Genomic DNA, 26308 nt, shown 5'->3' with positions numbered 1-26308 from the left:
CGACGACCTCCGTTTACCGCACCAGGGCCGCGGGTACCCGACCGACGACTCGACGAAAGGACTCGAACCATGCCAGAAGAACTCAACGGTCTGACCGTCGCCTTCCTCGTCGCACCGGAGGGCACCGAACAAGTCGAACTCACCGAGCCGTGGAAGAGCGTCGAGGCCACCGGCGGGAAGCCGATGCTGGTGTCCACCGACAGCGGGACCGTGCAGGCCTTCAACCATCTGGACAGGGCCGACACTTTTCCCGTCGACATCACCCTCGACGATGCGCGGGTCGACTCCTTCGACGCGCTGGTGCTCCCCGGCGGCGTCGCCAACCCGGACTACCTGCGCACCGTCGATGCCGCGGTCGCCTTCGTCGAGGGATTCTTCGAGGCGGGCAAGCCGGTCGCCGCGATCTGTCACGCCCCCTGGACGCTCATCGAGGCCGAAGTCGTGCGCGGCCGCACCCTGACCTCGTATCCCAGCGTGCGCGCCGATGTGCGCAACGCCGGCGGCACCTGGGTCGACGAGGAGGTCGTCGTGGACCGCTCCGGACCCAGCACCCTGATCACCAGCCGCAACCCTGACGACCTGCCAGCCTTCAACGCAGCCCTCGTCACCGAGTTCGCGAAGGCTCGTGTCTGATCGGCCGATGCGCCTCGGTCGCCACGGGCGGGTTGCCGACCGACGTCGCTGAGGGCTGAAGCACGAGCTGACAGATCAGCCGTCAGCCGCGTCCAGCCTCTCGGCGACCTCGGCCGGGAACCCGCCCGAGGCGACCGGGCCCCACCGCGTCGGGGTGATCCGGATGAGCGACTTGCCCTGCGTCCGCATGGCGGCCCGATACTCGTCCCAATCGGGATGTTCGCCGGAGATGCTGCGGAAGTAGTCGACGAGCGCGTCTTCGGCCTCCGGCATGTCGAGCACTTCGGCGTCACCGTCGACCTGCACCCACGGGGCGTTCCACTCGTCCGAGAGCACACAGACGCTGACCACCGGCGTGTTCCGCACATTGGTCGTCTTCGCGCGTCCCGGATACGTCGCGATGACGATGCGCCCCTGCTCATCCACGCCACCACTGACCGGAGACAGTTGTGGTGTGCCGTCGGAGCGGACGGTGCTGAGGATCATTCGGTGTCGAGGGCGCAGGAATTCGGTGAGCGCTTCTCGGTCCACTTTGTTCGCGGTCGCAACGGTTCTGGCCATGATCCGACCCTACGCTCGGGGCCAAACGGATTTCGTAGTAATAATCCGCGCTGGGTGCGGATTATTACTACGAATTGCGATTCAGATCTTGAAACGACCGGCGAATCCGCGCAACGGCATGTCGGCGCTCGTGAGGATCCCCGGCCGGGCGGCGACGACCTGCTTGATCGAGTTCAATGCCGGCAGGCCGGTCACCGTCATGCCGATCGAGGCGAACGAATCCGGATTGGACAGGTCCACACCGGCTTTCGGGAAGATCATGTGTTTACTGTAGACCGACGGGTCTCCGGTGATGTGGGTGATGTAGCAGCCCTTGATGTCCCACGACGGATCGGTGTACGGGGTCATCTGCCATTCGAGGTGCGACTCGACCCGGGCGACGCCGTCGATCATGCCCTGGTACTTGATGTAGCTGCCGCCCAATGAACCCTGCGGAAGCTGATACCAACCGAGGTCCACGTCCTTGGTGCAGGCACCGAGTTCGTAGCTGAAGGTCACCTCGTCGAGTTCGAGGTCGAAGCAGTCGGCCATCAGGTAGACCGAATCGGCGAAGACCTCGGTGTACTTGCGCAGCTTGCCCGGCAACTCCGGATCATCGACGGGCAGACCGTAACCGACCTCGCGCCACGTCTCCGCCGAGTGATGGCACGACACGTCGACGGACTCGGTGACGGTGACGTTCTCGATGTCGGCCACGTCCATCGACTGCACCACGCCGATGATCTGGCATGCACCGGGGTTCATCCCCGTTCCGTAGAAGGTCGCACCACCCTTCTGGCAGGCCTCGTCGATGACCTCGGACGCCTTGCGTCCACTGGGATGTGGGTGGTTGACGTCGCGATGGAATCCGGTGATCCAGTCCGCCGTGGTGACGATGTTGATGCCCGCTTCGAGCACCTTGACGTAGAGGGCCTCGTCGGGGAACACACCGTGGAAGGTGAGGACGTCGGGTTTGGCCGCGATGATCTCCTCGACCGTGCCGGTCGCGATGACGCCGACCGGATCGAGGCCGACGATCTCGCCTGCGTCACGGCCGATCTTCTCCGGGGTGTAGCAATGCAGTCCGACGAGTTCCAGATCGGGATGACTCTGGATGCGGCCGATCATCTCCGTACCGAGGTTGCCGGTGGCCACCTGGAAGACGCGAACTTTCCCTGTCGTGCTCATCTCTGTGATGCCTTTCTGTCGTATGGGGATTCGACGTACATGGCCCGCACGTGCGACCGGGCTCGGGTCGAGCGGGGGATCAACCGGTGGTGGCCCGATGGTCCGCGCCGGCGAGGATTGCCCCGCTCTCCGGCCGCGCCGGATCGAGGCCTTCCGGCCCACCGTCGGGATAGAACTGCCGGGCCCACTGGCGTAAGGCGGTGAAGCCCTGATACTCCTTGCGCGACAAGGCCGGAGGATCCGAGTATCGCTGATGCGCCCAGATCTCGATATCTGCCTCGAACTGCTCGATGACGAAGTCCGCCATTGTCTTTCCATAGTCGGTGAGATCACCCGACTCCTCACCGGGCTTGCGTCCGATCCACACCGTGAACCGGACGTCGGACGTGTGTTCGTCCACCGGTGTGACCGCCGGCATCGTGCGATTGTCGATCATCCCCCAACTCTTGGTCACCGAGCATCCGAGGCCTGCGTTGATGGATTCGACTCCGCTGGTGGCGGTCTCGAGAGTTGCGCCCTCGTCGAAGGCGATGGTGAAGTCGACGTAGGACACCGGCCCCGAGAAGTCGTGGCGGGTGAACTCCGGCATGAACGGCGTCTTGTGAACGAACTTGAAGTGCGCGAAGTCGACACCGTTCTCCATGATGTACTGCGGGTGGATCTCCAACCGTTCGCGAAACAGCGTGGCACCGGGGACCGGCGGGTAGTAGTCGGCCTCGGTCTTGTCGTCGCCGAAGTCTGCGAAGATGTCCGGCACGTCGAAATGCGGTGCCCGCCCGTCGACGTCGAACCAGATCCACACCGCCGCATTGCGTTCCACGACAGGATAACCGCGAATCCGCCGCCCCCTGTTGGGATGGTTCTCGTAGGGAATGCACACGTTGCGCCCTTCGGTGTTCCACTCCCAGCCGTGGAACGGGCAGACAAGGCTCTCGCCCTCCACGTGCCCACCGTAACCGAGATGCGCGCCGAGGTGCTCGCAGTAGGCATCGAACACCGACACCTGCCCGGCGGCGGAACGCCACGCCACCATCTCCCGACCGAAGTACGTCATCTTGCGCACATCGCGCGGCTTGATCTCGTCCGACCAGGCCACTTGGAACCACCCGGTCGGCTCCATCGACAAGGGCGTCTTTGCCACGGCATACATCCTTTCGCAAGCGGTGCTGCAATGAATCGTAGTGAGCTCTACGAAACAATGGAAGAGGGTTCTACGAAAACTATTTCCCGGGATAGACTCCAGCCATGACCACCGAAGCCCGCGTCGACGGCCGGCGCAGCAACCGGCGCGGGGCCGCCGGGCGAGCAGCGATACTCGATGCCGCCGTCACCGCATTGGCCTCGGGTTCGCCGGGCTCGGTGTCCGCGAACCGAATCGCCAAGACCGCGGGCGCCACCTGGGGCACCGTGAAGTACCAGTTCGGTGACGTCGACGGCCTGTGGGCTGCGGTGCTCCGCCAAACAGCCGAGCGGCGTGGCGAACTGCCCTACCGGGAGAACAACCGGTCACCGCTGCCGCAACGGGTCGGCGAGATCATCGAGACGCTCTTCGCCGGACTGACGACCTCGGCAGACGCACGCGCAATCGAGAACCTACGCGCCGCGTTGCCGCGCGATCACGCCGAACTCGAACGCCTCTACCCCAACACCGCGGCCGAGCTCGCGTCATGGAAGGACAGCTGGACACACGCGTGCCAGAAGGCTTTTGCCGATCTCGACGTCGACCCCGCGCGCGTCAAGGAGGTCGCCGCCTTCCTCCCCGCCGCCCTACGCGGACTGGTGTCCGAGGCTCAGCTCGGCACATACTCCGACCTCGACGAGGCGCGACGCGGTCTCACCCGTTCGATCGTCGCCTACCTTTCGCCGCACTCTCACAACTGAGCACCTTCACACCCCCGTGTCCGACGCCACAGTTCTTTGTCGACACCTCGTCGCTATGATGGCGACGTAGTGTCGACAAGATTGAGAAGGTGATCGGATGTTCGTGGCCCTGCGAGAATTGCGGCGGTCGTGGCGCAGATTCGGCCTGGTGGGCGTGGTCGTGGTGCTCGTCGCGGTGCTGTCGACGATTGTCGTCGGCCTCAGCGACGGCTTGGTCCAACAGGGCACGTCGGGGTTGCGTGACCTGCCGTTGGATCACCTGGCGTTCGCACCGCATGCGCAGGCGACCTTCTCCCGTTCCACCGTGGACGACACACAACTCGAGAAATGGCGTGATCATGCGGAGGCATCTCCCCTGGGGGTGTCGTTCGTGAACGCTTCTTCGGACGCCGGCGCGCACGAGAGCATCGACCTCGCACTGTTCGGTGTCACCGCCGACAGCTTCCTCGTCGAGCGTGACGACGCGCGTGCCGCCCTGGCCGGACCACCGGGCTTGGTCCTGTCACACGCCTTCGAGGAGAAGGGGATTCGCGTCGGCGACCGATTCAGCATCGGAGGGGGCGGGGTCACCCTGCCAGTACTCGGGTTCACCTTCGCGGGGTCCTACGGGCACGTCGATCTGGCCTTCACCTCACTGTCCACCTGGCAGCAGATCACCTACGGCACCGATGCCAACGGACGATTCTCCGCTGTCGCGCTACGGGTTCCGCCGGGGACCGACGTCGCCGCAATCGACCGGTCGGCCGGAACCGACACTCTCACCAAGACCGATGCTTACGCCGGTTCGCCGGGATATTCGGCGGAGACTCAGACCATGACGATGATCCGGGTGTTCTTATTGGTCATCTCGGCTCTGATCGTCGGGGCCTTCTTCACCGTACTGACGTTGCAACGTGTCCGGCAGATCGGGGTGCTCAAGGCGATGGGCGCGTCGAGCTGGTACGTCATCCGAGATGGCTTGGCGCAGATCGCCATCGTGGTCGTCGCCGCAACCGTAGTCGGAACGGCCCTCGGTGCGGCAGTGATCGTCGCGATGTCCGGCGGAGCCGTACCCGTGCAGTTCTCAGGCGGCAGCGTTGTCACATCCGCGGTGATCCTCGCGATAGCCGGAATCGTCGGTGGCGCGGTGACGCTGCGCCGCATCAGCCGGATCGAACCATCGATTGCACTGGGAGCAGAAGCATGACAACAACTCTGGCGTTGCGCGGAATTCGCGCCACCATCGCCGACGGAGCCGGGGAACGCGTGCTGCTCGACGACGTGGATCTCGACGTCGCCGCCGGGGAGATCACCATCGTCACCGGACGCTCGGGCAGCGGCAAATCGACGCTGCTCGCAATCGCCGGGTTGTTGCGCAGACCGTCGTCGGGGGACGTGTTGATCGACGGCATGTCCACCGCCGGACTGAAGGACCGACAGCGCACGCAATTGCGCGGCGACAAGGTCGGCATCGTCTACCAGAACGCCAATCTGATCCCGAACCTGACGGCCATCGAACAACTCGAACTCGTCGGTCACGTCCTCGGCCGCCGGCGAGGGATCACCGACCGCGCACGCCGGCTGCTCGATGACCTGGGCGTCGGCGCCCAGGCCGATGTGCTGCCGGGCCGACTGTCCGGTGGCGAACGGCAACGGGTCGGCATCGCCCGTGCGCTCATCGCGCAGCCGCGTGTCCTGTTGGCAGACGAACCCACTTCCGCACTGGATCGGGAGTCCGCCGAACAGGTCGCCGGGCTTCTCGCCGAGCAGACCACCGCGCGCGGCCTGGCCACGATCATCGTCACCCACGACAGCACCCCGCTGGCCCACGCCGACGTCCAGAGGCATCTCTCCGCGGGCCGTCTGCTCGTACCGACCGGCACGCCGACTGGGTAACGTCGGTTGGGCCATGCCCAGAATCACTGCCGCGAGTGTCGCCGAACATGTCGCCGAACAAGAAGCCGCCGTCCTCACGACGGCGATCCGGCTGTTCACCGAGCGAGGGTACGACCGCGTCACCATCGGTGACATCGCGACGGAGATCGGCCTCAAGCGGAATTCTCTGTACCGCTACTTCCCGGACAAGGCACACATCCTGGTGCGCTGGTTCCAACAGGAGCTACCCCGGCAGATCGAGAGATCCGCGAGGGTCCTGGAGTCCGACGATCCCGCGCCAAGCCGGATCGAGGCATGGGCACTCGACCAACTCGAGTACGCCGCCAGCCCGGAACATGAACTGATCACCCGTATCTCGACCATCATCCCGGAACTCGACCCGAGCACCCGTGATGAGCTGATGACCAGCCACGACCATCTGATCCGGCCCCTGCTCGAGACCCTCGCCGAGGCCGGTGTCACCGCACCCGAGGAACAACGCGTCGTGGCCACACTGATGCAGCAGCTCGTGCTGTCTGCCGCACGCATCGACTCGCCCGACGCACCCGACCGGTCCGACGAGGTCCGCGAGTACCTGCTCCGGGCAATTCGAGGATTGCTGACTCCTGCACCCTAGAGACGCCGCAGAACGACGGCTAACGTCAGTCGGTGTTCGGAACAATCGACACCAACCAGGAGCCAACACTCATGTCCCCAGTGATCGTCGTCGCCACCATCTCCCCCAAGCCCGGCGAAGAGGCCGCCGTTCGTGACGCCGTCCTCGCCTCCATTCCCGAGGTGCACGCCGAGCCCGGCTGCGGCAAGTACGCGCTGCACGAGGCCACGGGCGATTCGACCGACCTGGTGATGATCGAGAAGTGGGAATCGATGGACGCCCTGGTCACCCACGGTCGCGCCCCCGCACTGACCGCACTGGGCAAGGCGATCGGCGGCCTGCTCGCCGCACCGCTCGACGTCAAGACCTTCACCGCGGTACCCGCCGGTGATGCGAACCTCGGCGCAATCTGACAACAGTCTTTTCCCGACGCCGCCCGTGGACTATTGCTCCCGCGGGCGGCGTCGTGCTAGACAAATAGAACGAGCGTTAGATCGGCGCGCCGTAGAGCTTTCTGACCTGCTGATTTCGGATTCACACAACCGAGAAGAGGACCTCTCATGCCCGAAGCCGTCATCGTCGACGTCGTCCGCCTCGCGTCCGGAAAGGGCAAGCCGGGCGGCGCACTGTCGGAAACCCAGCCCGTCGAACTGCTCGCCCACGTGCTGCGCACACTCGTCAGCCGAAACGATCTCGACCCAGCACTGGTCGACGACGTCATCGGCGGTTGCGTCGGCCAGGCCGGCGAGCAGGCCCTCAACATCTCCCGCACCGCACTGCTGTCCGCGGGATTCCCGGAATCGGTGCCTGCCACGACCGTCGACCGGCAGTGTGGCTCCAGCCAGCAGGCGGCGCACTTCGCGGCACAGGGCGTCATCGCAGGCGCCTACGACATCGTGATCGCGGCCGGTGTCGAATCGATGAGCCGGGTGCCGATGGGATTCACCACCGTGGGACGTAGCCCCTACGGACCCAGCATTGCCGCGCGCTACCCGGAAGGACTTGTCGGGCAGGGCATCTCGGCGGAACTGGTGGCCGCCAAGTGGAAGTTCGACCGGGAAGCACTGGACGCCTTCGCCGCCGAATCGCACCGCCGCGCCACTGCAGCCGCGAGCGACGGGTTCTTCGACCGCGAGATCATCCCGATCGATGTGACGACCGCCGACGGCACGCAGATCACCCACACCGTCGACGAGACCGTGCGCGCCTCGACCACGGCCGAGGGGCTCTCCGGCCTGAAGTCGTCGTTCTACTCCGAGGACCAGGCCAAGCGGTTCCCGGAGATCAACTGGCACATCACGCCGGGCAACTCGTCGCCACTCACCGACGGAGCATCGGGCGCCCTGATCATGAGTGACACCATGGCCGCCAAGCTGGGGCTGACCCCGCGGGCTCGATTCCATTCGTTCGCCCTCGCCGGCGACGACCCGATCTTCATGCTGACCGCACCGATCCCGGCCACCCGCAAGATCCTCGAGCGTTCGGGACTGTCGATCGACGACATCGACGCCTACGAGGTCAACGAGGCCTTCGCATCGGTGCCGATGGCCTGGGCGCACGAGTTCGGGGCCGACCCGGCCAAGCTCAACCCGCGTGGCGGAGCGATCGCTCTCGGCCACGCGCTCGGCTCGTCGGGCACCCGTCTGCTGAGCACACTGGTCAATCACCTCGAGGCGACCGGCGGCCGGTACGGATTGCAGACCATGTGCGAGGGCGCGGGCATGGCCAACGCCACGATCATCGAACGTGTCTGAATCCATCAGCACCACAACACCTCCGACGGCGGGTGGCTGGCGGCGGATCGAACCGATCCCGCTGCCGGTCACCCTGGCCGCGGCCAAGGACGCCTTCCACGCCCGCGGCTTCCACGGGACCTCGATCCGCGACATCGCCTCGCGCGCCGACGTCTCGCTGCCCACGCTCTACTACCATCACGACAACAAGCTCGGCATCCTGATCGCATTGTTGGAAGCCGGGATGAGTGCGGTACTCGCTCGGGTGAACGCTGCCATCGCCGAGGCGACGACGCCGACCGAGCAGCTGGCCAATGCCATCGAGGCAATCGTGCTCCACATGACCGGTGACCTCGAATTAGCAGGCGTGGCAACAGAGTTCCGTCACGTCGACCCCGACGACGAGCGACGCCGCCACTATGTGGCGATGCGTTCGGAGATGGAAGAACTCATCGAGGACGTCCTACGCCGCGGCATCGACAGCGGCGAGTTCCACATCGGGGGCGACGTCAAAGAGGCCCTGCGTTATCTCCTCGGCGCATGTCAGGCGGTCACCACGTGGTATCGAACCTCTGGTGCCCGCTCGCCCACCGAGGTCGCGCGGTCTTACACCGATCTGTCCTTACGCGCCGTCGGCGCCGACCCCACCCATGTCCATACCGATCCAGGAGTTGATCACAAGCCATGAAGCGCACAGTTTTCGAGCCCGAGCACGAGCAGTTGCGGGAGAGCGCCCGCGAGTTCCTCACCCGCGAATGCGCCCCGCACGTCGAGCGATGGGAGCGCGAGGGCGTCGTCGATCGTGAGGCCTACAAGAAGGCCGGCGATGCCGGACTGCTCGGCTTCAACATCCCCGAGGAGTTCGGCGGTGGCGGCACCGACGATTTCCGCTTCAACGCCGTCATCGTCGAGGAGTTCGCCCGGTTCGGCAGCGCCGCACCGGGACTCAGCCTCCAGAACGATGTGCTGGTTCCCTACTTCCTGAATCTTGCCAACGACGAGCAGCGCAAGCGCTGGATGCCCGGGATGGCCACCGGCGAGACGATCCTCGCCGTTGCGATGACCGAGCCGGGTGCCGGTAGCGACCTGGCGGGCATCAAGACCTCCGCCAAGGACGACGGCGACCACTACATCGTCAACGGCAGCAAGACGTTCATCTCGGCAGGCATCAACTCCGACCTCGTCGTGGTGGTGTGTCGCACCAACCCGGATCCGGCTGCGGGACACAAGGCGTTCTCCCTGATCGTCGTCGAGCGCGGCATGGAGGGCTTCGAACGCGGGCGCAAACTGGACAAGATGGGTCTGCGTTCCGCGGACACCGCCGAGCTGCACTTCAACAACGTGCGCGTGCCCAAGGCCAACCTCCTCGGCGAGGAGAACAAGGGCTTCTACCACCTGATGCACAACCTGCCATCCGAGCGGCTGTCCATCGGTGTCGGTGCCATCGCGGGCGCCCGGGCCGTGTTCGAGGAGACGTTGCAGTACACGAAGGACCGCAAGGCCTTCGGCCAGCCGATCGGGTCGTTCCAGCACAACCGGTTCGTGCTCGCGGAGATGTCCACCGAGCTCGACATCGCCGAGCAGTACATCGACCGGTGCCTGCAGGCCGTCGTCGACGGTGAGCTGACCGCGGTCGACGCGTCCAAGAACAAGTGGTGGTGCACCGAGCTCGCCAAGAAGGTCATCGACCAGTGCGTCCAGCTGCACGGTGGCTACGGCTACATGAACGAGTACCGAGTCGCCCGCGCGTACACCGATTCCCGCATCCAGACGATCTTCGGTGGCACGACCGAGATCATGAAGGACATCATCGGCCGCAGCATGGGTCTCTAGACCGGATATCTGCTCCGCATCGTCCCCGTGACGTCCGGCCGAAGGGCTATTCCCCTCGGCCGGCCACGGGGACGATTTCGGTTGCGCGGTCACCGTCCGTAGCATCGTGACCCATGTTCGACGAGGTCCGCACCCTGTACCGCATCACCCGTGGCGACCGTGTCGTCGACGATCGGCCCACGCCACACACGGTGATCGCCGAGGGTGAGCATCGAACGCTGCGTCGGCACGGCTCCGAGTCGGACCTCGAGCGCGCGCGTTCCCTGGGACTCCCGCCCGTGCTGCTCGTGCCGCCACTGGCGGTGTCGGCCCGGTGTTACGACCTGGCACCGGAGATGTCCGTCGTCGCGCATCTGGTGGCGACGGGGCGGATCCCGTACGTTCTCGACTACGGCGAGATGGGTTACGCCGACCGCCATCTCGGTTTCGAGGATCTGTTCGACGACATCGTCCCGGAAGCCATCACGCGCGTGCTCGACGACCACCGGGAGACGAATGGCGGCGAGCGCGCTGACGTCGATCTCGTCGCCTGGAGCCTCGGCGGGACCGTGTCGTTCCTGACCGTCGCCGCACATCCGGAATTGCCCGTGCGATCGATCACGGCCGTCGCCACACCGCTGAATTACTCTCTGGTCCAGCCGTATCCGCTGGTGAAGCAGATCGTACGGCCGATCGGACCGGCCCCGGTCACCTACGCTCTGAAGGCACTCGGCGGTATCCCGGCACCCTTGGTCCGCATCGCATACCGCGCGACGGCCTGGCAGCGGGAACTCCGCAAACCGGGATACATCATGCGCAACGCCGACAACACGGAGGCATTGGCACGCATGCAGGTCATCGACTGGTTCCAGGATTCGATGCCCGGCTACCCGGGAAGGCTCGCCGAACAGATGTGGAACAATCTCGTCTACCGCGACGAGATAGCCAGCGGCGTCCTGACTTTCGACGACCGTCAGGTGGATCTGACGTCGATCGACGTGCCCATCCAGTTGTTCGGCAGCCACCGCGACGCGATCGTCAGCTGGGCTGCCGCACACCACGGTGTGGAACTGTTCGCGGATTCGCCCGCTGTCCACTTCACCACCGTGGAGAGCAGCCACCTCGGCCTCATCGCGGGGACCGAGGCAGTCGCCGAGACCTGGCCCCGGATCGACGGATTCCTCACGGCCCTCGACGATTCCGACGGAGAGGGCCGACGCCCCGCGAAGCCGAGCGTCACGAACGGCGGGTGAACGACCCGTCGTGCCGCTCGGTGGACGCCACCGCTGATCGGCCCCGTCGGCAGCGCGTCACTCGAAGTAGCGGTACACCGCCTCGACGACAACCGCCGGACGGTCGGAGCCCTCGAGTTCGATCTGTCCGTCCACGGTCACCTGCACACCGCCCTTCTCCAGATGCTCGACCGATTTGAGCGTCGCGTTGAGCCGCACCCGACCGCCCGCGGGTACCGGCTTGGTGAACCGAACCTTGTTGAGGCCGTAGTTGACCCCCATCTTCATGCTGTCGACGGTGAGGATCTCACCCCACATCGGGACGATCAGCGACAAGGTCAGGTAGCCATGGGCGATGGGCCCACCGAACGGGCTCTCCCTGGTGGCACGCTCCACGTCGACGTGAATCCACTGCTGATCGCCGGTGGCGTCGGCGAACGTGTTGACACGCTCCTGCTCGACGGGGAACCAGGAGCTGACGCCGACCTGTTTGCCGACGAGTTCGTCGAGATCGGCCAGGGCGGCTACATGAGTGGTGGCGGCGGTGGTCATCGGTGGCTCCTCGAGATCAGGGGTGTTCAGCTCTTTATGCCTAGCACACGCTCGGCGTTGTCCTTGAAGATGAGTCGCACGACCTCGGGTTTGATGTCGAGGGTCGCGAAGTCGTTCCGCCAACGGTCCACCTGGATCACCGGGAAATCCGACCCGAACAGGACCTTGTGGCGCAGCATCGAATTCACGGCCCGAACGAGCTGCGGCGGGAAGTACTTCGGCGACCACCCGGACAAATCGATGTAGACGTTCGCCTTGTGGGTCGCGATCGAGATCTGCTCGTCCACCCAGGGCACCGCCGGATGTGCCATCACGATGGTCAGGTCGGGAAAGTCGGCGGCGACGTCGTCGAGCAGCATCGGATCGGAGTACCGCAGCTTGATCCCGTGCCCGCCGGGTAGTCCGGCACCGATGCCCGTCTGTCCGGTGTGGAACAGCGCCGGTACACCGCATTCGGTGATCGCCTCGTACAGCGGATAGAACTGCCGGTCGTTCGGTTCGAATCCCTGCATGCTGGGATGGAACTTGAATCCCTTCACGCCGTAGTCGTCGACCAACCGATGCACACGCTTGACCGCCGACCTGCCCTGCAGCGGATCGACCGAACCGAACGGGATGAGCACGTCGTTGAACTCGGCAGCCCGCTCGGCGATCTCCTCGACGCTGTTCGGTCGGTGTCCGGACGCCGACGCCGCATCGACGGTGAACACGACCGCGGCGAGATTGCGTTGCCGATAGTGATCGGCGATCGACTCGATGGTCGGCGTGCGTTCTTCGCCCGATCTGAAGTACTTCTCCGACGCCGTCATGAGTTCGTCGTCCATCGAACGGCGCCCACAGCCGTCGATCTCCACATGTGTGTGGAAATCGATCGCCTCGATCGCGTCGAAGTCGATGCCGTACTCGTAGCGGGTGGTCATCGGGCCATCTCGGTGTGATCCATGAATTCCTCCTGGGGATCGCGCACGTTCTCAGCAGTAGAACAACAATGATTGAGTTTGTCAATGATTGTTCCCTGGTATGCTTTCTGCGACGGAAGGAGCCCCATGACACGGCGCAGAATCCTCCCCGAGGACCTCGGGTTCCTGATGACACGGGCCAGCGCGATCCTGGTCAAGGAGACGAACCGGGCCATGGCGCCGTTGGGACTCAAGGTCCGCGGCTACAGCGTCCTGGCCGCGGTCTGCGACGAGGACGACGGGATCACCCAGCGCCGACTGGCCGCCGATGTCGGATTGGATCCGAGTCAGATCGTCGCGCTCGTCGACGATCTGGAGGGTCGCAATCTGGTGATGCGGACCATCGACCCAGACGATCGTCGGAACAAGTTGATCGTCGCCACCGAGCCCGGGCGTGAACTGTGCGGCAAGGCCCGTACGATCAGCAATGACGTTGCCGAACGTCATATCGCAGGCAACGACGCCGAACACATCGATGCGGTGCGAAACCTGCTCCACCACATGGTGTTCGCGAATTGATTCGGCCCGCGAGGTTCGCTCCGGCGCCGGCATTCGATCCGCGCTGATCACCCGGCATTCGAGAACATCGCACGAAGACGGTCCTTACGGATCTTGCCGGTCGCGTTGCGGGGAATCGCGTCGAGTACCACCAACGACTTCGGGATCTTGTATCGCGCCAGACGGCCGACGAGATGCGCCTCCAGATCCACATAGGTGAGGTCCACACCGTCTTCAAGAGTTATCGCGGCGCAACCGACCTCACCCCACTTGCGGTCTGCGACACCGAAGACTCCGCATCCCACGACACCCGGAATCCCCAGGATCGCCGCCTCGATCTCGGCCGGGTAGATGTTCTCCCCTCCGGAGATGATCATGTCCTTGAGCCGGTCGACGATGGTGACGTGGCCTTCGTCGTCACGAACTCCGACGTCACCGGACCGGAACCAGCCGTCGCCGGTGAACGCATCGTCGGTGGCGTCAGGCCGATTCCAGTACTCGCGCATGACATTCGGACCCTGGATCTGGATCTCGCCGCGCTCACCGGACTCGGTCTCGACGCCGTCGGCATCGACGATGCGCACATCGGTGAAGAAATGCGGCACCCCCGCGGAGCCGACCTTGCGCTCGGCATGGTTCGGTGTCAGCACCAGCGCACCCGGGCCGGTCTCGGTGAGTCCGTATGCCTGACAGAGCTTCACGCCGCGTTCGGTGTAGGTCTGCAGAGTACGCGGTGGCACCGGAGCCGCCGCGACGATCCATCGGCGTATCGACGACAGGTCGGCATCGGCGAAGTCCGGATGCGCACTCATCGCATCCAGCATCGTCGGCACACCGAACGAATAGGTGACCCTGCGCTCGGCGATGATGCGCAGGGCGCGTCCGGGCTCGAAACCCTCCTCGATGACGACGGTCCCACCTTTGAGAAGGGTCGGCAACGAGACGAAGTTCATTGCTGCCGTGTGGAACAGCGGAGCCGCCACCAACGACACCTCGTCGCTGCACAGGTCGAGGTCGATGATCGGATTCATCACCGCGAACGTGACGGCACCATGCGTCAGGACCACACCTTTGGGATTGCCGGTGGTGCCCGACGTGTACATGATGAAACACGGATCATCGTGTCCGACAACGTGGTCGATTCGTTCGGTGCCCGCGGTCGCGATGAGCGCGTCATAGCCGACCGCACCCGCATCGGGGCTACCATCGACGACGACACGGTGATCGATCCCAGCCTCGTTCGCAGACGCGACCGCGACATCGGCGAGCGCACCTGAGTGGATGAGTACGCGCGCACCCGAGTCGCGCAATGCGAAGGTGACCTCAGGAGCGGTGAGTCTCGCGTTGAGCGGCACCATGACAGCTCCGAGAAGGCCTGCAGCGAAGAGCGTCTCGAGATACGACGGGTGATTCATCCCGATCAGGGCCACCCGGTCGCGCGGCCCGACACCGAGCTCGGCGAGCGCGTGCGCGAGGCGCGTCGCACGCTCCGACAGTTCGCGGTAGGTCAACTCCTCGTCGCGGAACACGATCGCGATCGCGTCCGGAACCTGACGCGCCCTCCGGTATGGCCATGTGCCCACTCCCTGATTGCGCATGGTGTGCTCCTCATCGCCGAGACTGTGGTGCCGATCACCATATTCTCCAATCGTTGACTATGTCAATGATTGTCGGTGCGTGACGGAGAGACCGAATGGAGCGTTCGGCCTGCACCCTGCGCGGCGACCTGGGCAGCCGACACCAGCGAGGCACGATTGCGACCCAACGCCGGGACCACGACGCCGAGCGCAGCGACGACATCGTCACCGTTGCGGATCGGCACCGCCACCGAGCAGGCGCCCAGGGTCATCTCCTCGGTCGTCGTCGCAAAGCCCTGGTGGCGGATCTGGCGCAATTGCCGGTCCAGCACACCGGGCGCAACGATGGTGTGCCGTGTCATCGGCCGCAGATCGGCCATCACGGCACGCCGGACCTCGTCCGGCGCATGGGCCAACAGCACCTTGCCGACACCGGTGGAATGCAACGGGAGGCGGCTACCCACCCTGCTGACCACCGGCACGGATGCCCGTCCGGACAGTCTGTCGAGATAGAGCACTTGCGTACCGTCACGCACCGCGAGGTGCACGGTCGCCAGCGTTGCCGCATAGAGGTCCTGCAGGAACGGCGCCGCGATCTCCCGGATCCCGGACTGGATGGGGGCCAACAATCCGAGGTCCCACATCCGCCGACCGATCACGAAGGCGTTGTCGGGACGTCGGACGAGGGCACCCCAGGTCTCGAGTTCACGGACAAGTCGGTACACGGTGGGCACCGGGAGTCCGGCGCGATCGGCGATCTCGGTGAGAGTGAGCGCCCGGTGGGCACGGTCGAACGCACCCAGGACGGCCAGGGCGCGCGCAGTGACCGACTGTCCAGGAGAGCCTGTGTTACCGGCCACCACAATGCCTCCGCACTCGATTCCACTCAGTGAAAATCCACCGGGTGGGGTCGAGGATAGCGGCCTCGTCAGTCGGCGGCGTCGATCTCCGCGAACACCCGCGTCGCGATGCGGAAGGCGGTGTTGGCGTCAGGCACCCCGCAGTACACCGCCGACTGCAGGAGAACCTCTGTGATCTCGTCGCGCGTCAGCCCGTTGCGCAGCGCAGCACGCAGATGCATGGCGAGTTCTTCGTGATGCCCCCGCGCGATGAGAGCGGTGAGGGTGATCATCGAGCGACTCCGACGGTCCAAACCCGGACGCGTCCAGATGCCACCCCACGCGTACTCGGTGATGAACTGCTGGAATTCGCGGGTGACGTCGGTGATCGCGGCCGTCGCGGCGTCCACGTGGCGGTCGCCGAGCACTTCACGGCGGACGGTCATGCCCTCGTCGTATCTGCTCATCGGTCTTCCTTTCGCACCACGGCCCTGTCGAGTTGAGCATCGATGAAAAGTTGTGCCGCGCCGAGGTACTCGTCTGCGGGTTCGTGACCGGCGACCTCGGCCATGGTCGACTGTTCGGATGTGATCGCCGCACCAGTCGCCGCGAGGTTCGCCGACATCCGATCGGCGTGGATCCGCAGTCCGGTCACCAGACGAGTGGCCTGTTGTGCGGCGATAGCGGTGCGTCGCAACAGAATACGCAATGTGTCCCACTCGACGTGCCAAGCACCCGGACTGCGTTCGTCTGCGGCATCCGCGGCGGCCAGATGGAGCGTTGCACCGAGCGGCGGTGCGGCCAGCGCAGTGCGACGGATCAGTACCGACAGCACCGGATTCGCCTTGTGCGGCATGGTCGAGGACGCCCCGCCCTCGCCTTCGGTCACCTCACCGATCTCCGGTCTGGACAGGGTGAGGACGTCGTTGGCGATGTGGCCCCACGCATCGGTGCACCCGAGTGCCGCATCGGCACCCCTCGTGATGGCCGTACGCACCGAGTGCCACGGTGACGACGGTCGCAACCCGAGTCGGGCGGCGGCGTGTACCGCGGCCTCGATCGCCACCGCGGCACCCACATCCGGCCCCGCCAACTCGACGATCGCGGCAGAGGTTCCCGCTGCACCGCCGAACTGCGCGGGGAACTCCGAGCGTCCGAGATCGTCGCGGGCATCGAGGGCACCGCGCAACCATTGCGCCGCCTTGAGACCGAACGTCATCGGCACGGCCGACTGCGTGAGGGTCCGCGCGACCATCGATGTCTTGCGGTGTGTAACGGCCAGACCGGACAGCGCCGAGATCTGTCGATCGACCTCTTCCCGAAGCTGCGCGAACGTGTCTGCTGCGCAATACATCAGCGCCGTGTCGACGACATCCTGGCTGGTCATGCCGCGGTGCAGCCAGGTGGCCGCCGGCCCGTCACCCAATCTGGATCGAAGGTTTCTGACCATCGGGATGACCGGGTTGCCGCCCGCCTCCGCGGCGATGGCGATCTCGTCGACGGCGTTGTCGCCGATCAGATCCCGCAGGACCTCGACGGACACCTCGGCGCCCGGCGGTGCGACTCCCACCGCGACCAGACCGGTCGACCAGGCGGCCTCCACCCGCAGCATCGCATCGAGAAACGCTGAGTCGGTGAACAGGTCACCGGCTCTGTGGTCGCCCGGCCAGAGAAGGTTGCTCACCGGCCACCGTGGTCCAGGAACACCGTCTCGCCGTCGCCCTGCAGATGGATGTCGAAGCGGTAACCGTCGGCGTCGGTGACCGCGACGAGAGTTGCGCGACGCTCGTCCGGCACGGTGTTCAGCAGCGGATCGGCAGCGAGCGCACGTGTGCTGTCGGGCAGATAGGCCCGTGTGAAGAGGCGGTCGAGAAGTCCTCGGGCGAACACACAGACCGAGAAGAAGGCAGCCGTCCCCGGGGCCACCGGGCCCGGAGCCACGGTGGCGAACGAGTAGTGACCGACACGATCGGTCTGCACCCGCCCGAATCCGGTGAAGGTGAACCCGTCTCGTCGCAGCGACCCGGGCTCGCGACTCACGTGTCCCTGACCGTCGGCCTGCCAGATCTCGACGAGGGCGTCCGGGACCGGTTCGCCTGCGCCGTCGAAGACGGTGCCGTGCAGTCGGATTCGATCGGGATGACCCGGACCGACGAGCTCCGAGCCGCCATCGAAGGGCAGCGCGTAGTGAAAGAACGGCCCGACCGTCTGGCCGGGGGTGGGTGCGAGCGTCACTGCTGCTCCTCCATCGGGGTGTGGCCGTTGCCGGTGAGGACGATGTCCCAACGGTATCCGGTGCACCACTCGTGCTGGGTCAGATCGTGGTCATAGGCGGCGACGAGTCGATCCCGCGCCCGCTGGTCGACGATCGCCTGATAGATCGGGTCGAACGCGAACAGCGGATCGCCCGGAAAATACATCTGCGTGACCAACCGCTGGGTGAACGCGGTGCCGAAGACCGAGAAATGGATATGGGCGGGTCGCCACGCGTTGTGGTGGTTCTTCCACGGATAGGGACCCGGCTTGATGGTGGTGAACCGGTACCAGCCGTCGTCATCGGTCAGGCACCGGCCGACGCCGGTGAAATTCGGGTCGATCGGCGCCGGATGCTGATCGCGCTTGTGGATGTAGCGGCCCGCGGCGTTGGCCTGCCACACCTCGACGAGCTGGTTGCGCACGGGTCGACCGTCGCCGTCGAGAACCCGGCCGGTCACCACGAGGCGTTCGCCGATCGGGTCGCCGCCGTGTTGGATTGTCAGATCGGCCTCGAGTGGGTCCACGTCCCGGTGCCCGAACGCGGGTGAGGACAGTTCGATCCCCTCGGGATCGGTGTGCGCGAAGTTCTTGGTGGGATGCCGGAGCAGACTCGACCGATACGGCGGAAACTCCAGTCGCGAAGCTGTTTCCGGCTCGGCACCCTCTGCGAGTGCGTGCTCGTAGTCGGCGGCCAGCGCGGCGATCTCGTCGCTGATCTGACGCTGCGTGCCCTGGCCGGCATCCGACGAGACGCGGCCGTGTTCGTCGAAGGCCTCGGCGCTGTCGTCGGAGCCTTCGATCAGTGGTGTGGCCATCCTGTGTACCCTTCCGCGAGATAGGTGGAGCCGGCCTCCGAGGAGACCAGGGAGTTGAGTTCTCCGAGCTGGCGCTGGTCGTCGAATTCCGATACGTCCGAAGCATTGTGGAGCATGGTCGTCATCCAGTAGGAGAAGTGTTGCGCCTTCCAGACACGCGACAACGCCCGCTCGGTGTAGGTGTCGAGCGCGTCGTCGTCTCCCTTGCCGACGGCCCGTTCGATCTCTTCGGCCAACACCCGCACGTCGGCAAGGGCGAGATTGAGGCCTTTGGCACCGGTCGGCGGGACGGTGTGTCCGGCGTCGCCCGCCAGTAGCAGACGCCCGTGCCGCATCGGTGCCTGGACGAAGCTGCGGAACGGCAGCACTGTGCGTTCCAGCACCGAGCCGTCGATCAGCCGGAAGCCGTCATGGCCGGCGAGCCGGGCGTGCAGCTGTTCCCATATCCGGTCGTCCGACCACTCGGCCGGGTCCTCGGTCGGGTCGCACTGGAAGTACATGCGCTGCACGGTGTCGGTGCGCTGGCTGATGAGGGCGAAGCCCTGCGGCGAACGGTTGTAGATGAGTTCGGGCGCACTCGGCGGCGCCTGCACCATCACACCGAACCAGGCGAACGGGTACTCGCGGAAGTACTGTCGCGCGTTCGCCACGAGTGGTCGGCAGATGCTGCGCGATCCGTCGGCGCCGACGACGAGGTCGGCGGTGATCTGGTTGCGCGTGCCGTCGGCGGCCGTGTACTCGACCACCGGCGCGTCGAGAACCCCGGTCACCTCGGTGTCGGTGATGCCGTAGCGCAGGTCACCACCGTCGCGGGTACGCGCCCGATGAAGGTCGATGAACACCTCGGTCTGCGGGTAGAGCCAGCACGACGCCCCGACCAACTTCTGGAAGTCGATGCGGTGACTGACGCCGTCGAAGCGCAGCGCGATGCCCTCGTGTTCGTGACCGTCGCGCAGCACCCGGTCGGACACTCCGGTGTCGACCAGTAGCCGGACGCTGTCGCGCTCGAGGATGCCCGCTCGATGCGTGGTCTCGATCTGCTCGACGGTGCGGTTGTCGACGACGACGCTCTCGATGCCCGCAACGTGCAGCAGGTGCGAGAGCATCAGGCCCGCGGGCCCGCCGCCGACGATGGCGACCTGTGTCCGGGTGACCGTATCGCTCATCCCGCCTCCGCTCTGTGATCTCTGACGATGCACGGAACGCTACGAGGCCGGGCTCACAGCTGTCGACGACAGGTTTTCGCTCAGTGAAAGTGGGGAGGCCTTGGCGGGCGAGCCTCGGGTACGGGTCGAGAGCGCAGGAGATGCACCCAGGACATGCACCCGCATGTCCGGGGTCTGCCCGGCGAGTCGTCGGTGACCGCGCTCTCATGGGCGCTTCTCGCGGGCGCATTTCCGGCACATTTCCGGCGCAGGGCCAGCCTGCGCGAGACCCCGTGCGATCTCCACGACTCAACCGACTCGTCGACGGTGGATCCCACGACGGATCATGCGCTCGATGTCGGCGTAGGTGGACTCCCAGTGCCGGAACACCTGCCCGTACGTCAGTCGGAGCGGGATGTACCCGAGGGCGATGAGCAGACGATCCCGGTGTCGATCCGATTCGTAGTTGTCCGCCCCGGTGTGGTGGTCGCGGCTGTCGAGTTCGATGGCAAGAGATCCGCCGACCAGGAGATCCACCCAGCCGACTCCGGAAACCTCGTGTTGTACTTCGACGGCCAGTCCGGCGGATCGCAGTCGCAGGCGTGCCGCCGTCTCGGTGCCCGACGCGGCGCGACGGTCGCACTTCGTGATCGCCGTGCGAATCCTGTCCGGTGATCGGCGGAACTCCTGAGTGAGGTCGTCGTCGGTGAGCTTGCGGTGGTGCAGCGCCGAATCACACACGATGATGAACTCCTCCAGGGTGAGACACCGGGCCGCGTAGTGCAGCGACGTCGCAACATCGTCGATCGCCCCTACGGCGGGAGACGGACGCCCGTACCGACGGCATCCGTCCGGTCCGTGGCGGCGCCCATACCGTGTCACCCGGGAGTGCACGCCTTCATGTCCTTCCGGAATCCACAGCCCATGCCGTTGCAACGACGAGACGCAGGTGAGCAGGCCGCCGCCGCGAACCGCCTCGACCACCGCGGGTTCGGCAGCACCCGTCGCGAACCACCCGTGACGGAGCCGGTCGAGCGCGCCGTCGTCGACAGCCACGCTGATCGCCTTCTCGTCATACCCTGCACCGATCAGTTGCCGGGTCGCGACAACGCCTCCGAAGCGCTCGACCAGAGTCTCGTAATCCATGAAGGAACTCTCGCGTGCACACTCGGCCGCGAGAGCTACCGACGGTGAATCCGTCCGCAACTGTGGAGCATTCCGAGATTGTGAATCCCGAGATGGCCGGTGCCGAGATCGTGGTCGCCGAGTCTGTGGTTGCGGACTCCGAGATCGTGGTCGCCGAGTCTGTGGTTGCGGACTCCGAGATCGTGGTCGCGGAAAAGCACCCAGGAATAATGCTCTGCGGCAGGCACATCGACGGCGTGTCGCCGTTCGCGGTGCTGAGGAGGGCACATATCCGGGGCGCATTTCCGCCAGACCAGCCCCGGACCCATTTCCCGGGCGCATTTCCGCCACACCAGCCCCCGGGCACTCTGCACCACACCAGCCCCGGGCACTTCTCCCCAGACCAGCCCCCGGGCACTTTTCCGCTGAACGTTCGCGCCGAACGTTCGCCGGGTGCGGTCAGATACCCGTCCCCGGAACCCAACTGGTGCCGGCCAGGGGCACGCGTGCCATCGCGGCAGCCTCGATCGAGATCGCGACCAGGTCTTCGGGCTCGAGGTGGCGCACGTGCGCCTTGCCGCATGCTCGCGCGATCGTCTGGGCCTCCATCGTCATGACGCGCAGGAAGTTGGCCAGGCGGTGGCCGCCTTCGACGGGGTCGAAGCGCGCAGCGAGCTCGGGGTCCTGGGTGGTGATCCCCGCGGGGTCCTTGCCGTCCTGGAAATCGTCGTAGTAGCCGGCAGCCGAGCCCAGCTTCTGGTACTCGTCGGAGTACCGGGGGTCGTTGTCGCCCAATGCGATCAACGCCGCGGTGCCGATGGCGACGGCGTCTGCACCCAGGGCCATGGCCTTGGCGACGTCTGCCCCGTTACGGATACCGCCGGAGACGATCAGCTGAACTCCCCCATCTCCCGTCGCTCCGCTCGTCCCGTTCCGGTGGACACCCAGTTCCTGCAATGCCTGCACGGCCTGCGGAATGGCCGCGAGCGTCGGGATACCGACGTGTTCGATGAAGACGTCCTGGGTGGCCGCCGTGCCGCCCTGCATCCCGTCCACCACGACGACATCGGCGCCGGAGTGCACGGCCAGCTTGACGTCGTAGTAGGTGCGGGTCGCGCCGACCTTGACGTAGATCGGTTTCTCCCAGTCGGTGATCTCACGCAGTTCGTTGATCTTGATCGCGAGGTCGTCGGGTCCGGTCCAGTCGGGATGCCGGGAGGCGCTGCGTTGATCGATCCCCTCGGGGAGGGTGCGCATCGCCGCGACTCGTTCGGAGATCTTCTGGCCCAACAACATTCCTCCCCCGCCGGGCTTCGCACCCTGACCGAGCACGACCTCGATGGCGTCGGCGCGGCGCAGGTCGTCGGGATTCATGCCGTAGCGCGACGGCAGATACTGGTAGACGAGATGCTTGGACTGTCCACGTTCCTCGGGGGTCATGCCACCGTCACCGGTCGTCGTAGACGTTCCCACCTCGGATGCACCGCGTCCCAACGCCTCCTTCGCCCGCCCGGACAAGGCGCCGAAGCTCATCCCGGCAATGGTGACCGGAGTGGCCAGGTGCAGCGGGTACTTCGCGTTGCGTGTACCGAGAACGACGTCGGTGCCGCAGCTTTCGCGATAGCCTTCGAGCGGATAGCGCGACATCGACGCGCCGAGAAACAGCAGATCGTCGAAATGCGGGAGTTTGCGCTTGGCACCCCACCCGCGGATGTCGTAGATGCCGGTGTCCGCCGCCCGTTGTATGGCGGCGATGGTGGTGCGGTCGAATGTGGCGGACTCGCGCAGCCCGCGCTGTTCGACGGTCAGGTCGTCGGTCATGATGTTGCTCCGTTTCTCGCCCCGGACGGGTGGCTGCCTGCGGTCAGTACGCGGCGGAATTGTCGACGTGGAAGTGATAGAGGGCCCGGGCGGAGCCATAGCGCGTATACGCCCGCGGGTCGTCGTCGGGATAGCCGGCCGCCTTCAACAGCCCGGTCAGTTCCTCGATGTGCTCGGCACGCATCGGCTTCGCGACGCAGTCGGCACCCAGCGACCCGACCTCACCGCGCACATAGATGCGCGTCTCGTAGATCGAGTCCCCCAGTCCGTCGGCCGCATCACCCCTGATGACGAGGCGCCCGGCCTGGGCCATGAATGCACTGTTGTGTCCGACGTCGCCGCCGACGACGATGTCCACGCCCTTCATCGAGATGCCGCACCGAGCCGCGGCATCGCCTTCGACGACGAGCAGCCCTCCATGCGCCGTGGCCCCCGCGGACTGTGAGGCGTTGCCCTTCACGACCACCGTGCCGCTCATCATGTTCTCGGCCACCCCGGTTCCGGCATTGCCGTTGATGGTGACCTCGGCTTGCTGATTCATGCCTGCGGCGTAGTAGCCCACATGGCCGTCGATGGTGATCTTCACCGGAGCATTGACCCCCGCGGCCACGCTGTGGGCTCCGGACGGGTTGCCGATGACGATCTCCCCGGTGATGTCGCCGTGCAGGGCGGTGTTCACCTCACGTAGCGGCGTGCTGGCGAGATCGAAGAAGTGGTTGGGGCTCAACGTGTCCATGCGTAGACGACCTCCGGCTCGGGTTCCCAGATACGTGCGTTCTCGACGCCGGGTAGTTCGGCCAGCGCGCGGTATTCGCTGGCCATGGCGACCCAGTCGTCGGTTTCGGCGATCACCGCCGGTTTGCAGGCGATCGCGTCACGGACCACCGCGAACGAGTCGTGGTCGGAGACGACCAATGTGTAGAAGCCGTCGAAGGTCGCGCAGAGTTCCTTCAGCGCGGTCTGAACGTCCCGCCCCTGCGCGAGCTGGTGTGCGACGAACCGTGCACCGACCTCGGTGTCGTTCTCACTGTCGAACTCCACTCCGGCAGAGCGGAGTTCACGACGGATCGTGGCGTGGTTGGAGAACGAACCGTTGTGCACCAGGCATTGCTCGGGACCCACCGCGTACGGATGCGCACCCGACGGTGTCACCGCCGACTCCGTCGCCATCCGCGTGTGGCCGACCCCCTGCCACCCGCCCGCCGAACGCAGATCCCAGGACTGCACCAGATCTCGCGGTGCACCAACGCCTTTCAACACCGTCAGATCGGCACCGAATCCGGCGACGAGAACGTCGGGGTACACCGAGACTGCAGCAGCGAGCAGCGCCTCGGAGTCGACGTCCGCGCTGAGCACCAGCGTGTCGTCCACGAGCGACCCGGTCACTGCCGCGCCGAGGGCGTCACCCACGGCCGTCGAGGCAGCGTCGAGACCTCCGGCATCGACGCCGGTCTCGAGCAGCGAGACACACCCCTGCCCGGGAGGTGACCAGTCGGGGTTGCCGTAAACGGCGATCCCTGCCGAATCGGCGCCCCGGTCCTGCATCTCGCCGAGCATCACGCTCAGCAGTTCACCGAGTCGCGGGTACAGTTCGGGGTTGCGTAGATGCAACCCGACGATTCCACACATATGTGGGCCTTTCTCGTGACGTGGTCTCCATACGGAGGTTCGGCGGTCCGTCGCATGGTGCGCGTTCCCGCACAGCCGATTCGGCGGTATCGACCGGCCGACGGCGGTCAGAATGCGGTCAGGTAGTTGTCGATCTCCCACGCCGAGACCGCGGCGTGCCAGGCGAAGAACTCTTCTCGCTTGATCGTCGAGAAATACTCCGAGACCCGGCCCTTGCCGTCGGGCCAATCGTCGGGCATCGCCGAGTCGAGGACGCCGGTGACGACCGGGTCGGCTTCCAACGACTCGACCGCGTTCAGCAGCGTGAGCGGCAGGGTGTCGACATGAGCGGGGCATCCGCCGATCGCACCCGGATCGAGACTGCGCTTGATCCCGTCGAGTCCGGCACCGAGTGCCGCGGCGATCGCCAGATAGGGATTGGCCGATCCGTCACCGCCGCGCAACTCGACGCGCTGCTCATCGGGTATGCGCACGTAGTGTGTTCGGTCGTTGCCGCCGTAGGTGGGGCGACGGGGAGCCCACGAGGCTCCCGAGCGGGTGGCGGTGGCCCCGGTTCGCTTGTAGGAGTTGACGGTCGGGGCCATCAGCGCCTGCAGGGCCCCTGCGTGTTCGAGAACGCCGCCGACGAATCCATAGGCGGTGGGCGACAATCCGAGCCCACGATCGTCCTCGTCCGGGGCCCCGGGGAACACCGGCGCGCCTCCCGAGGTCAACGAGAGGTGTAGATGCAGACCGGAACCGGTGCGCTCAGCGAACGGTTTCGGCATGAACGTCGCCACCATCCCGCGTGCAGCGGCGATCGTCGAGAGCAGGTAGCGAAGGGTGATCACACGGTCGGCGGTGATCAGCGCCTCCGCGTACTTGAAGTTCTGCTCGAACTGGCCGTTCCCGTCCTCGTGATCGTTGGCGTAGTTGCTCCATCCGAGTTGATTCATGGCGGTGGAGACGGTGGTCAGGTGGTCGTACATCCGCGTGAGCCCACGAACGTCGTAACACGGCTGATTCGAGTCATCGGCATCGTCGGCGGTCACCAAGGTTCCGTCGGCCGCCCGCTTGAGCAGGAAGTACTCGACCTCCGCACCCACCCACGGCTCGAAACCGGCGTCCGCCGCCTGCGCGATCAGGGACCGGAGGATGTTTCGCGGGGCGAACGGCCACGGCTTGCCCTCCACGTACGGGTCACAGTGGACGATCGCCAGGCCTTCCTTGATGAACCCGATGGGTGTGAACGATGCCGGGTCGGGAACGGCCACGAGGTCGGGGTCCTTGGGCTCCTGACCGATGGCACCGACCGCGTAGCCGGCGAAACCGACACCGTCGGTGGCGAGTTCCTCGACGGCTTCGACAGGGACGAGCTTGGCGCACGGCTTGCCCCGGAGGTCGACGAACATCGCCAGGAGAAACTTGGTTCCAGTGGCGGCACACAGCTCGGCCAGTTCGTTGCGGTCGGTCATGGTGGGTCTCCGATGTGGGGTGTCGGGAATCAGTATGTCTGCTATTGGGAAACTTTGTCTACACCGAGTAGACCGTTCGTTTATTGCAGACGCGTTACATCGCGGTGAGTCCTGCGTATCCAGCCCGGGATCGCGACCCGTCGGCCCCC

28 protein-coding genes are annotated in these 26308 nt (G+C 65.7%); 11 read left to right on the top strand and 17 right to left on the bottom strand.

Translation table 11 applies throughout. From position 1 onward, the window contains the following. Positions 1 to 69: 69 nt before the first annotated feature. Positions 70 to 633 carry a type 1 glutamine amidotransferase domain-containing protein gene (locus AAFP35_RS00440; RefSeq protein WP_419219541.1) on the top strand — a complete coding sequence of 188 codons (564 nt, stop codon included), beginning with the start codon at positions 70 to 72 and terminating at the stop codon, positions 631 to 633. Between the two features lie 75 nt (positions 634 to 708). Here the strand turns inward: AAFP35_RS00440 and AAFP35_RS00435 are convergent, their stop codons facing one another. From AAFP35_RS00435 to AAFP35_RS00425, 3 genes are all read right to left on the bottom strand, one after another. Further along, positions 709 to 1194, bottom strand: coding sequence for a PPOX class F420-dependent oxidoreductase (locus tag AAFP35_RS00435; RefSeq protein WP_419219540.1), 486 nt, complete (start codon positions 1192 to 1194; stop codon positions 709 to 711). 81 nt (positions 1195 to 1275) lie between these two features. Continuing rightward, complete coding sequence (locus tag AAFP35_RS00430; RefSeq protein WP_419219539.1) at positions 1276 to 2361, bottom strand: dihydrodipicolinate reductase; 1086 nt, start codon at positions 2359 to 2361, stop codon at positions 1276 to 1278. Positions 2362 to 2440: 79 nt separating this feature from the next. Beyond that, the gene (locus AAFP35_RS00425; protein WP_419219538.1) at positions 2441 to 3502 is read right to left on the bottom strand and encodes a Rieske 2Fe-2S domain-containing protein; all 1062 of its coding nucleotides are present in this window, start codon (positions 3500 to 3502) and stop codon (positions 2441 to 2443) included. Positions 3503 to 3606: 104 nt separating this feature from the next. Here AAFP35_RS00425 and AAFP35_RS00420 point away from each other — a divergent pair, with 104 nt between their 5' ends. From AAFP35_RS00420 to AAFP35_RS00380, 9 genes are all read left to right on the top strand, one after another. After that, a complete protein-coding gene (locus tag AAFP35_RS00420) occupies positions 3607 to 4242 on the top strand; it encodes a TetR/AcrR family transcriptional regulator (RefSeq protein WP_419219537.1) in 636 nt (211 codons plus the stop codon). Between the two features lie 97 nt (positions 4243 to 4339). Continuing rightward, entirely contained in the window at positions 4340 to 5428 is a 1089-nt protein-coding gene (locus AAFP35_RS00415) for an ABC transporter permease (RefSeq protein WP_419219536.1), read from the top strand. Then, complete coding sequence (locus AAFP35_RS00410) at positions 5425 to 6117, top strand: ABC transporter ATP-binding protein (RefSeq protein WP_419219535.1); 693 nt, start codon at positions 5425 to 5427, stop codon at positions 6115 to 6117. Before AAFP35_RS00415 ends, AAFP35_RS00410 begins: the two co-directional genes overlap by 4 nt. Before the next feature lie 13 nt (positions 6118 to 6130). Further along, positions 6131 to 6733, top strand: a complete 603-nt coding sequence (locus AAFP35_RS00405) for a TetR/AcrR family transcriptional regulator (protein ID WP_419219534.1) — start codon at positions 6131 to 6133, stop codon at positions 6731 to 6733. A 71-nt stretch (positions 6734 to 6804) separates the two neighbouring features. Beyond that, the gene (locus tag AAFP35_RS00400) at positions 6805 to 7125 is read left to right on the top strand and encodes a putative quinol monooxygenase (protein WP_419219533.1); all 321 of its coding nucleotides are present in this window, start codon (positions 6805 to 6807) and stop codon (positions 7123 to 7125) included. A 147-nt stretch (positions 7126 to 7272) separates the two neighbouring features. Beyond that, positions 7273 to 8466 carry a thiolase family protein gene (locus AAFP35_RS00395; RefSeq protein WP_419219532.1) on the top strand — a complete coding sequence of 398 codons (1194 nt, stop codon included), beginning with the start codon at positions 7273 to 7275 and terminating at the stop codon, positions 8464 to 8466. Beyond that, positions 8459 to 9133: a TetR/AcrR family transcriptional regulator gene (locus AAFP35_RS00390; protein ID WP_419219531.1), complete on the top strand. Its 675-nt coding sequence runs from the start codon at positions 8459 to 8461 to the stop codon at positions 9131 to 9133. Before AAFP35_RS00395 ends, AAFP35_RS00390 begins: the two co-directional genes overlap by 8 nt. Then, the gene (locus tag AAFP35_RS00385; protein ID WP_419219530.1) at positions 9130 to 10278 is read left to right on the top strand and encodes an acyl-CoA dehydrogenase family protein; all 1149 of its coding nucleotides are present in this window, start codon (positions 9130 to 9132) and stop codon (positions 10276 to 10278) included. The genes AAFP35_RS00390 and AAFP35_RS00385 overlap by 4 nt, the downstream gene beginning before the upstream one ends. 113 nt (positions 10279 to 10391) lie before the next feature. Next, a complete protein-coding gene (locus AAFP35_RS00380) occupies positions 10392 to 11510 on the top strand; it encodes an alpha/beta fold hydrolase (protein ID WP_419219529.1) in 1119 nt (372 codons plus the stop codon). Positions 11511 to 11567: 57 nt separating this feature from the next. On the opposite strand, the gene AAFP35_RS00375 is transcribed toward AAFP35_RS00380, so the two are convergent. Together AAFP35_RS00375 and couO are read right to left on the bottom strand one after the other, a co-directional pair. After that, positions 11568 to 12041 carry a MaoC family dehydratase gene (locus AAFP35_RS00375; protein ID WP_419219528.1) on the bottom strand — a complete coding sequence of 158 codons (474 nt, stop codon included), beginning with the start codon at positions 12039 to 12041 and terminating at the stop codon, positions 11568 to 11570. A gap of 26 nt (positions 12042 to 12067) precedes the next feature. Beyond that, the gene (gene couO / locus AAFP35_RS00370) at positions 12068 to 12961 is read right to left on the bottom strand and encodes a 4-hydroxyphenyl-beta-ketoacyl-CoA hydrolase (protein WP_419219527.1); all 894 of its coding nucleotides are present in this window, start codon (positions 12959 to 12961) and stop codon (positions 12068 to 12070) included. 126 nt (positions 12962 to 13087) lie between these two features. On the opposite strand from couO, the gene AAFP35_RS00365 reads away from it, so the two are divergent. Then, positions 13088 to 13519: a MarR family winged helix-turn-helix transcriptional regulator gene (locus AAFP35_RS00365; protein WP_419219525.1), complete on the top strand. Its 432-nt coding sequence runs from the start codon at positions 13088 to 13090 to the stop codon at positions 13517 to 13519. 47 nt (positions 13520 to 13566) lie between these two features. Here the strand turns inward: AAFP35_RS00365 and AAFP35_RS00360 are convergent, their stop codons facing one another. From AAFP35_RS00360 to glnT, 12 genes are all read right to left on the bottom strand, one after another. After that, positions 13567 to 15096, bottom strand: a complete 1530-nt coding sequence (locus AAFP35_RS00360; RefSeq protein WP_419219524.1) for an acyl-CoA synthetase — start codon at positions 15094 to 15096, stop codon at positions 13567 to 13569. A gap of 62 nt (positions 15097 to 15158) precedes the next feature. Further along, entirely contained in the window at positions 15159 to 15935 is a 777-nt protein-coding gene (locus AAFP35_RS00355; RefSeq protein ID WP_419219523.1) for an IclR family transcriptional regulator, read from the bottom strand. Positions 15936 to 16003: 68 nt separating this feature from the next. Next, positions 16004 to 16381, bottom strand: a complete 378-nt coding sequence (gene pcaC, locus AAFP35_RS00350; protein ID WP_419219522.1) for a 4-carboxymuconolactone decarboxylase — start codon at positions 16379 to 16381, stop codon at positions 16004 to 16006. Further along, positions 16378 to 17598, bottom strand: a complete 1221-nt coding sequence (locus AAFP35_RS00345) for a lyase family protein (protein ID WP_419219521.1) — start codon at positions 17596 to 17598, stop codon at positions 16378 to 16380. The genes pcaC and AAFP35_RS00345 overlap by 4 nt, the downstream gene beginning before the upstream one ends. Beyond that, positions 17595 to 18149: a protocatechuate 3,4-dioxygenase subunit alpha gene (gene pcaG / locus AAFP35_RS00340; protein ID WP_419219520.1), complete on the bottom strand. Its 555-nt coding sequence runs from the start codon at positions 18147 to 18149 to the stop codon at positions 17595 to 17597. Before pcaG ends, AAFP35_RS00345 begins: the two co-directional genes overlap by 4 nt. Continuing rightward, positions 18146 to 18985: a protocatechuate 3,4-dioxygenase subunit beta gene (pcaH, locus tag AAFP35_RS00335; RefSeq protein ID WP_419219519.1), complete on the bottom strand. Its 840-nt coding sequence runs from the start codon at positions 18983 to 18985 to the stop codon at positions 18146 to 18148. The genes pcaG and pcaH overlap by 4 nt, the downstream gene beginning before the upstream one ends. Further along, positions 18970 to 20151 (bottom strand): 4-hydroxybenzoate 3-monooxygenase, encoded by a 1182-nt coding sequence (locus tag AAFP35_RS00330; RefSeq protein WP_419219518.1) that lies wholly within the window; start codon positions 20149 to 20151, stop codon positions 18970 to 18972. Before AAFP35_RS00330 ends, pcaH begins: the two co-directional genes overlap by 16 nt. 288 nt (positions 20152 to 20439) lie before the next feature. Beyond that, complete coding sequence (locus AAFP35_RS00325; protein WP_419219517.1) at positions 20440 to 21276, bottom strand: hypothetical protein; 837 nt, start codon at positions 21274 to 21276, stop codon at positions 20440 to 20442. A gap of 438 nt (positions 21277 to 21714) precedes the next feature. Continuing rightward, the gene (locus AAFP35_RS00320; protein ID WP_419219516.1) at positions 21715 to 23076 is read right to left on the bottom strand and encodes an FMN-binding glutamate synthase family protein; all 1362 of its coding nucleotides are present in this window, start codon (positions 23074 to 23076) and stop codon (positions 21715 to 21717) included. Between the two features lie 43 nt (positions 23077 to 23119). After that, positions 23120 to 23812 carry a protein glxC gene (locus AAFP35_RS00315; RefSeq protein WP_419219515.1) on the bottom strand — a complete coding sequence of 231 codons (693 nt, stop codon included), beginning with the start codon at positions 23810 to 23812 and terminating at the stop codon, positions 23120 to 23122. Beyond that, the gene (locus AAFP35_RS00310) at positions 23800 to 24705 is read right to left on the bottom strand and encodes a glutamine amidotransferase (RefSeq protein WP_419219514.1); all 906 of its coding nucleotides are present in this window, start codon (positions 24703 to 24705) and stop codon (positions 23800 to 23802) included. The genes AAFP35_RS00315 and AAFP35_RS00310 overlap by 13 nt, the downstream gene beginning before the upstream one ends. Before the next feature lie 107 nt (positions 24706 to 24812). Further along, the gene (gene glnT, locus AAFP35_RS00305; protein ID WP_419219513.1) at positions 24813 to 26159 is read right to left on the bottom strand and encodes a type III glutamate--ammonia ligase; all 1347 of its coding nucleotides are present in this window, start codon (positions 26157 to 26159) and stop codon (positions 24813 to 24815) included. Positions 26160 to 26308: the final 149 nt, after the last annotated feature.

The sequence above is a fragment of the Gordonia sp. CPCC 206044 genome (assembly GCF_048537895.1).
Classification (GTDB): Bacteria; Actinomycetota; Actinomycetes; order Mycobacteriales; family Mycobacteriaceae; genus Gordonia.
This window is presented reverse-complemented; position numbering and strand designations above follow the sequence as displayed.

Excerpts from the sequence above, each read along its gene's own strand:
- AAFP35_RS00440 (WP_419219541.1), top strand. The coding sequence starts at position 70 with ATGCCAGAAGAACTCAACGGTCTGACCGTCGCCTTCCTCGTCGCACCG.
- AAFP35_RS00435 (WP_419219540.1), bottom strand. The coding sequence starts at position 1,194 with ATGGCCAGAACCGTTGCGACCGCGAACAAAGTGGACCGAGAAGCGCTC.
- AAFP35_RS00430 (WP_419219539.1), bottom strand. The coding sequence starts at position 2,361 with ATGAGCACGACAGGGAAAGTTCGCGTCTTCCAGGTGGCCACCGGCAAC.
- AAFP35_RS00420 (WP_419219537.1), top strand. The coding sequence starts at position 3,607 with ATGACCACCGAAGCCCGCGTCGACGGCCGGCGCAGCAACCGGCGCGGG.
- AAFP35_RS00415 (WP_419219536.1), top strand. The coding sequence starts at position 4,340 with ATGTTCGTGGCCCTGCGAGAATTGCGGCGGTCGTGGCGCAGATTCGGC.
- AAFP35_RS00410 (WP_419219535.1), top strand. The coding sequence starts at position 5,425 with ATGACAACAACTCTGGCGTTGCGCGGAATTCGCGCCACCATCGCCGAC.
- AAFP35_RS00405 (WP_419219534.1), top strand. The coding sequence starts at position 6,131 with ATGCCCAGAATCACTGCCGCGAGTGTCGCCGAACATGTCGCCGAACAA.
- AAFP35_RS00400 (WP_419219533.1), top strand. The coding sequence starts at position 6,805 with ATGTCCCCAGTGATCGTCGTCGCCACCATCTCCCCCAAGCCCGGCGAA.
- AAFP35_RS00395 (WP_419219532.1), top strand. The coding sequence starts at position 7,273 with ATGCCCGAAGCCGTCATCGTCGACGTCGTCCGCCTCGCGTCCGGAAAG.
- AAFP35_RS00385 (WP_419219530.1), top strand. The coding sequence starts at position 9,130 with ATGAAGCGCACAGTTTTCGAGCCCGAGCACGAGCAGTTGCGGGAGAGC.
- AAFP35_RS00380 (WP_419219529.1), top strand. The coding sequence starts at position 10,392 with ATGTTCGACGAGGTCCGCACCCTGTACCGCATCACCCGTGGCGACCGT.
- AAFP35_RS00375 (WP_419219528.1), bottom strand. The coding sequence starts at position 12,041 with ATGACCACCGCCGCCACCACTCATGTAGCCGCCCTGGCCGATCTCGAC.
- couO (WP_419219527.1), bottom strand. The coding sequence starts at position 12,961 with ATGACCACCCGCTACGAGTACGGCATCGACTTCGACGCGATCGAGGCG.
- AAFP35_RS00365 (WP_419219525.1), top strand. The coding sequence starts at position 13,088 with ATGACACGGCGCAGAATCCTCCCCGAGGACCTCGGGTTCCTGATGACA.
- AAFP35_RS00360 (WP_419219524.1), bottom strand. The coding sequence starts at position 15,096 with ATGCGCAATCAGGGAGTGGGCACATGGCCATACCGGAGGGCGCGTCAG.
- pcaC (WP_419219522.1), bottom strand. The coding sequence starts at position 16,381 with ATGAGCAGATACGACGAGGGCATGACCGTCCGCCGTGAAGTGCTCGGC.
- pcaH (WP_419219519.1), bottom strand. The coding sequence starts at position 18,985 with ATGGCCACACCACTGATCGAAGGCTCCGACGACAGCGCCGAGGCCTTC.
- AAFP35_RS00330 (WP_419219518.1), bottom strand. The coding sequence starts at position 20,151 with ATGAGCGATACGGTCACCCGGACACAGGTCGCCATCGTCGGCGGCGGG.
- AAFP35_RS00325 (WP_419219517.1), bottom strand. The coding sequence starts at position 21,276 with ATGGATTACGAGACTCTGGTCGAGCGCTTCGGAGGCGTTGTCGCGACC.
- AAFP35_RS00320 (WP_419219516.1), bottom strand. The coding sequence starts at position 23,076 with ATGACCGACGACCTGACCGTCGAACAGCGCGGGCTGCGCGAGTCCGCC.
- AAFP35_RS00315 (WP_419219515.1), bottom strand. The coding sequence starts at position 23,812 with ATGGACACGTTGAGCCCCAACCACTTCTTCGATCTCGCCAGCACGCCG.
- AAFP35_RS00310 (WP_419219514.1), bottom strand. The coding sequence starts at position 24,705 with ATGTGTGGAATCGTCGGGTTGCATCTACGCAACCCCGAACTGTACCCG.
- glnT (WP_419219513.1), bottom strand. The coding sequence starts at position 26,159 with ATGACCGACCGCAACGAACTGGCCGAGCTGTGTGCCGCCACTGGAACC.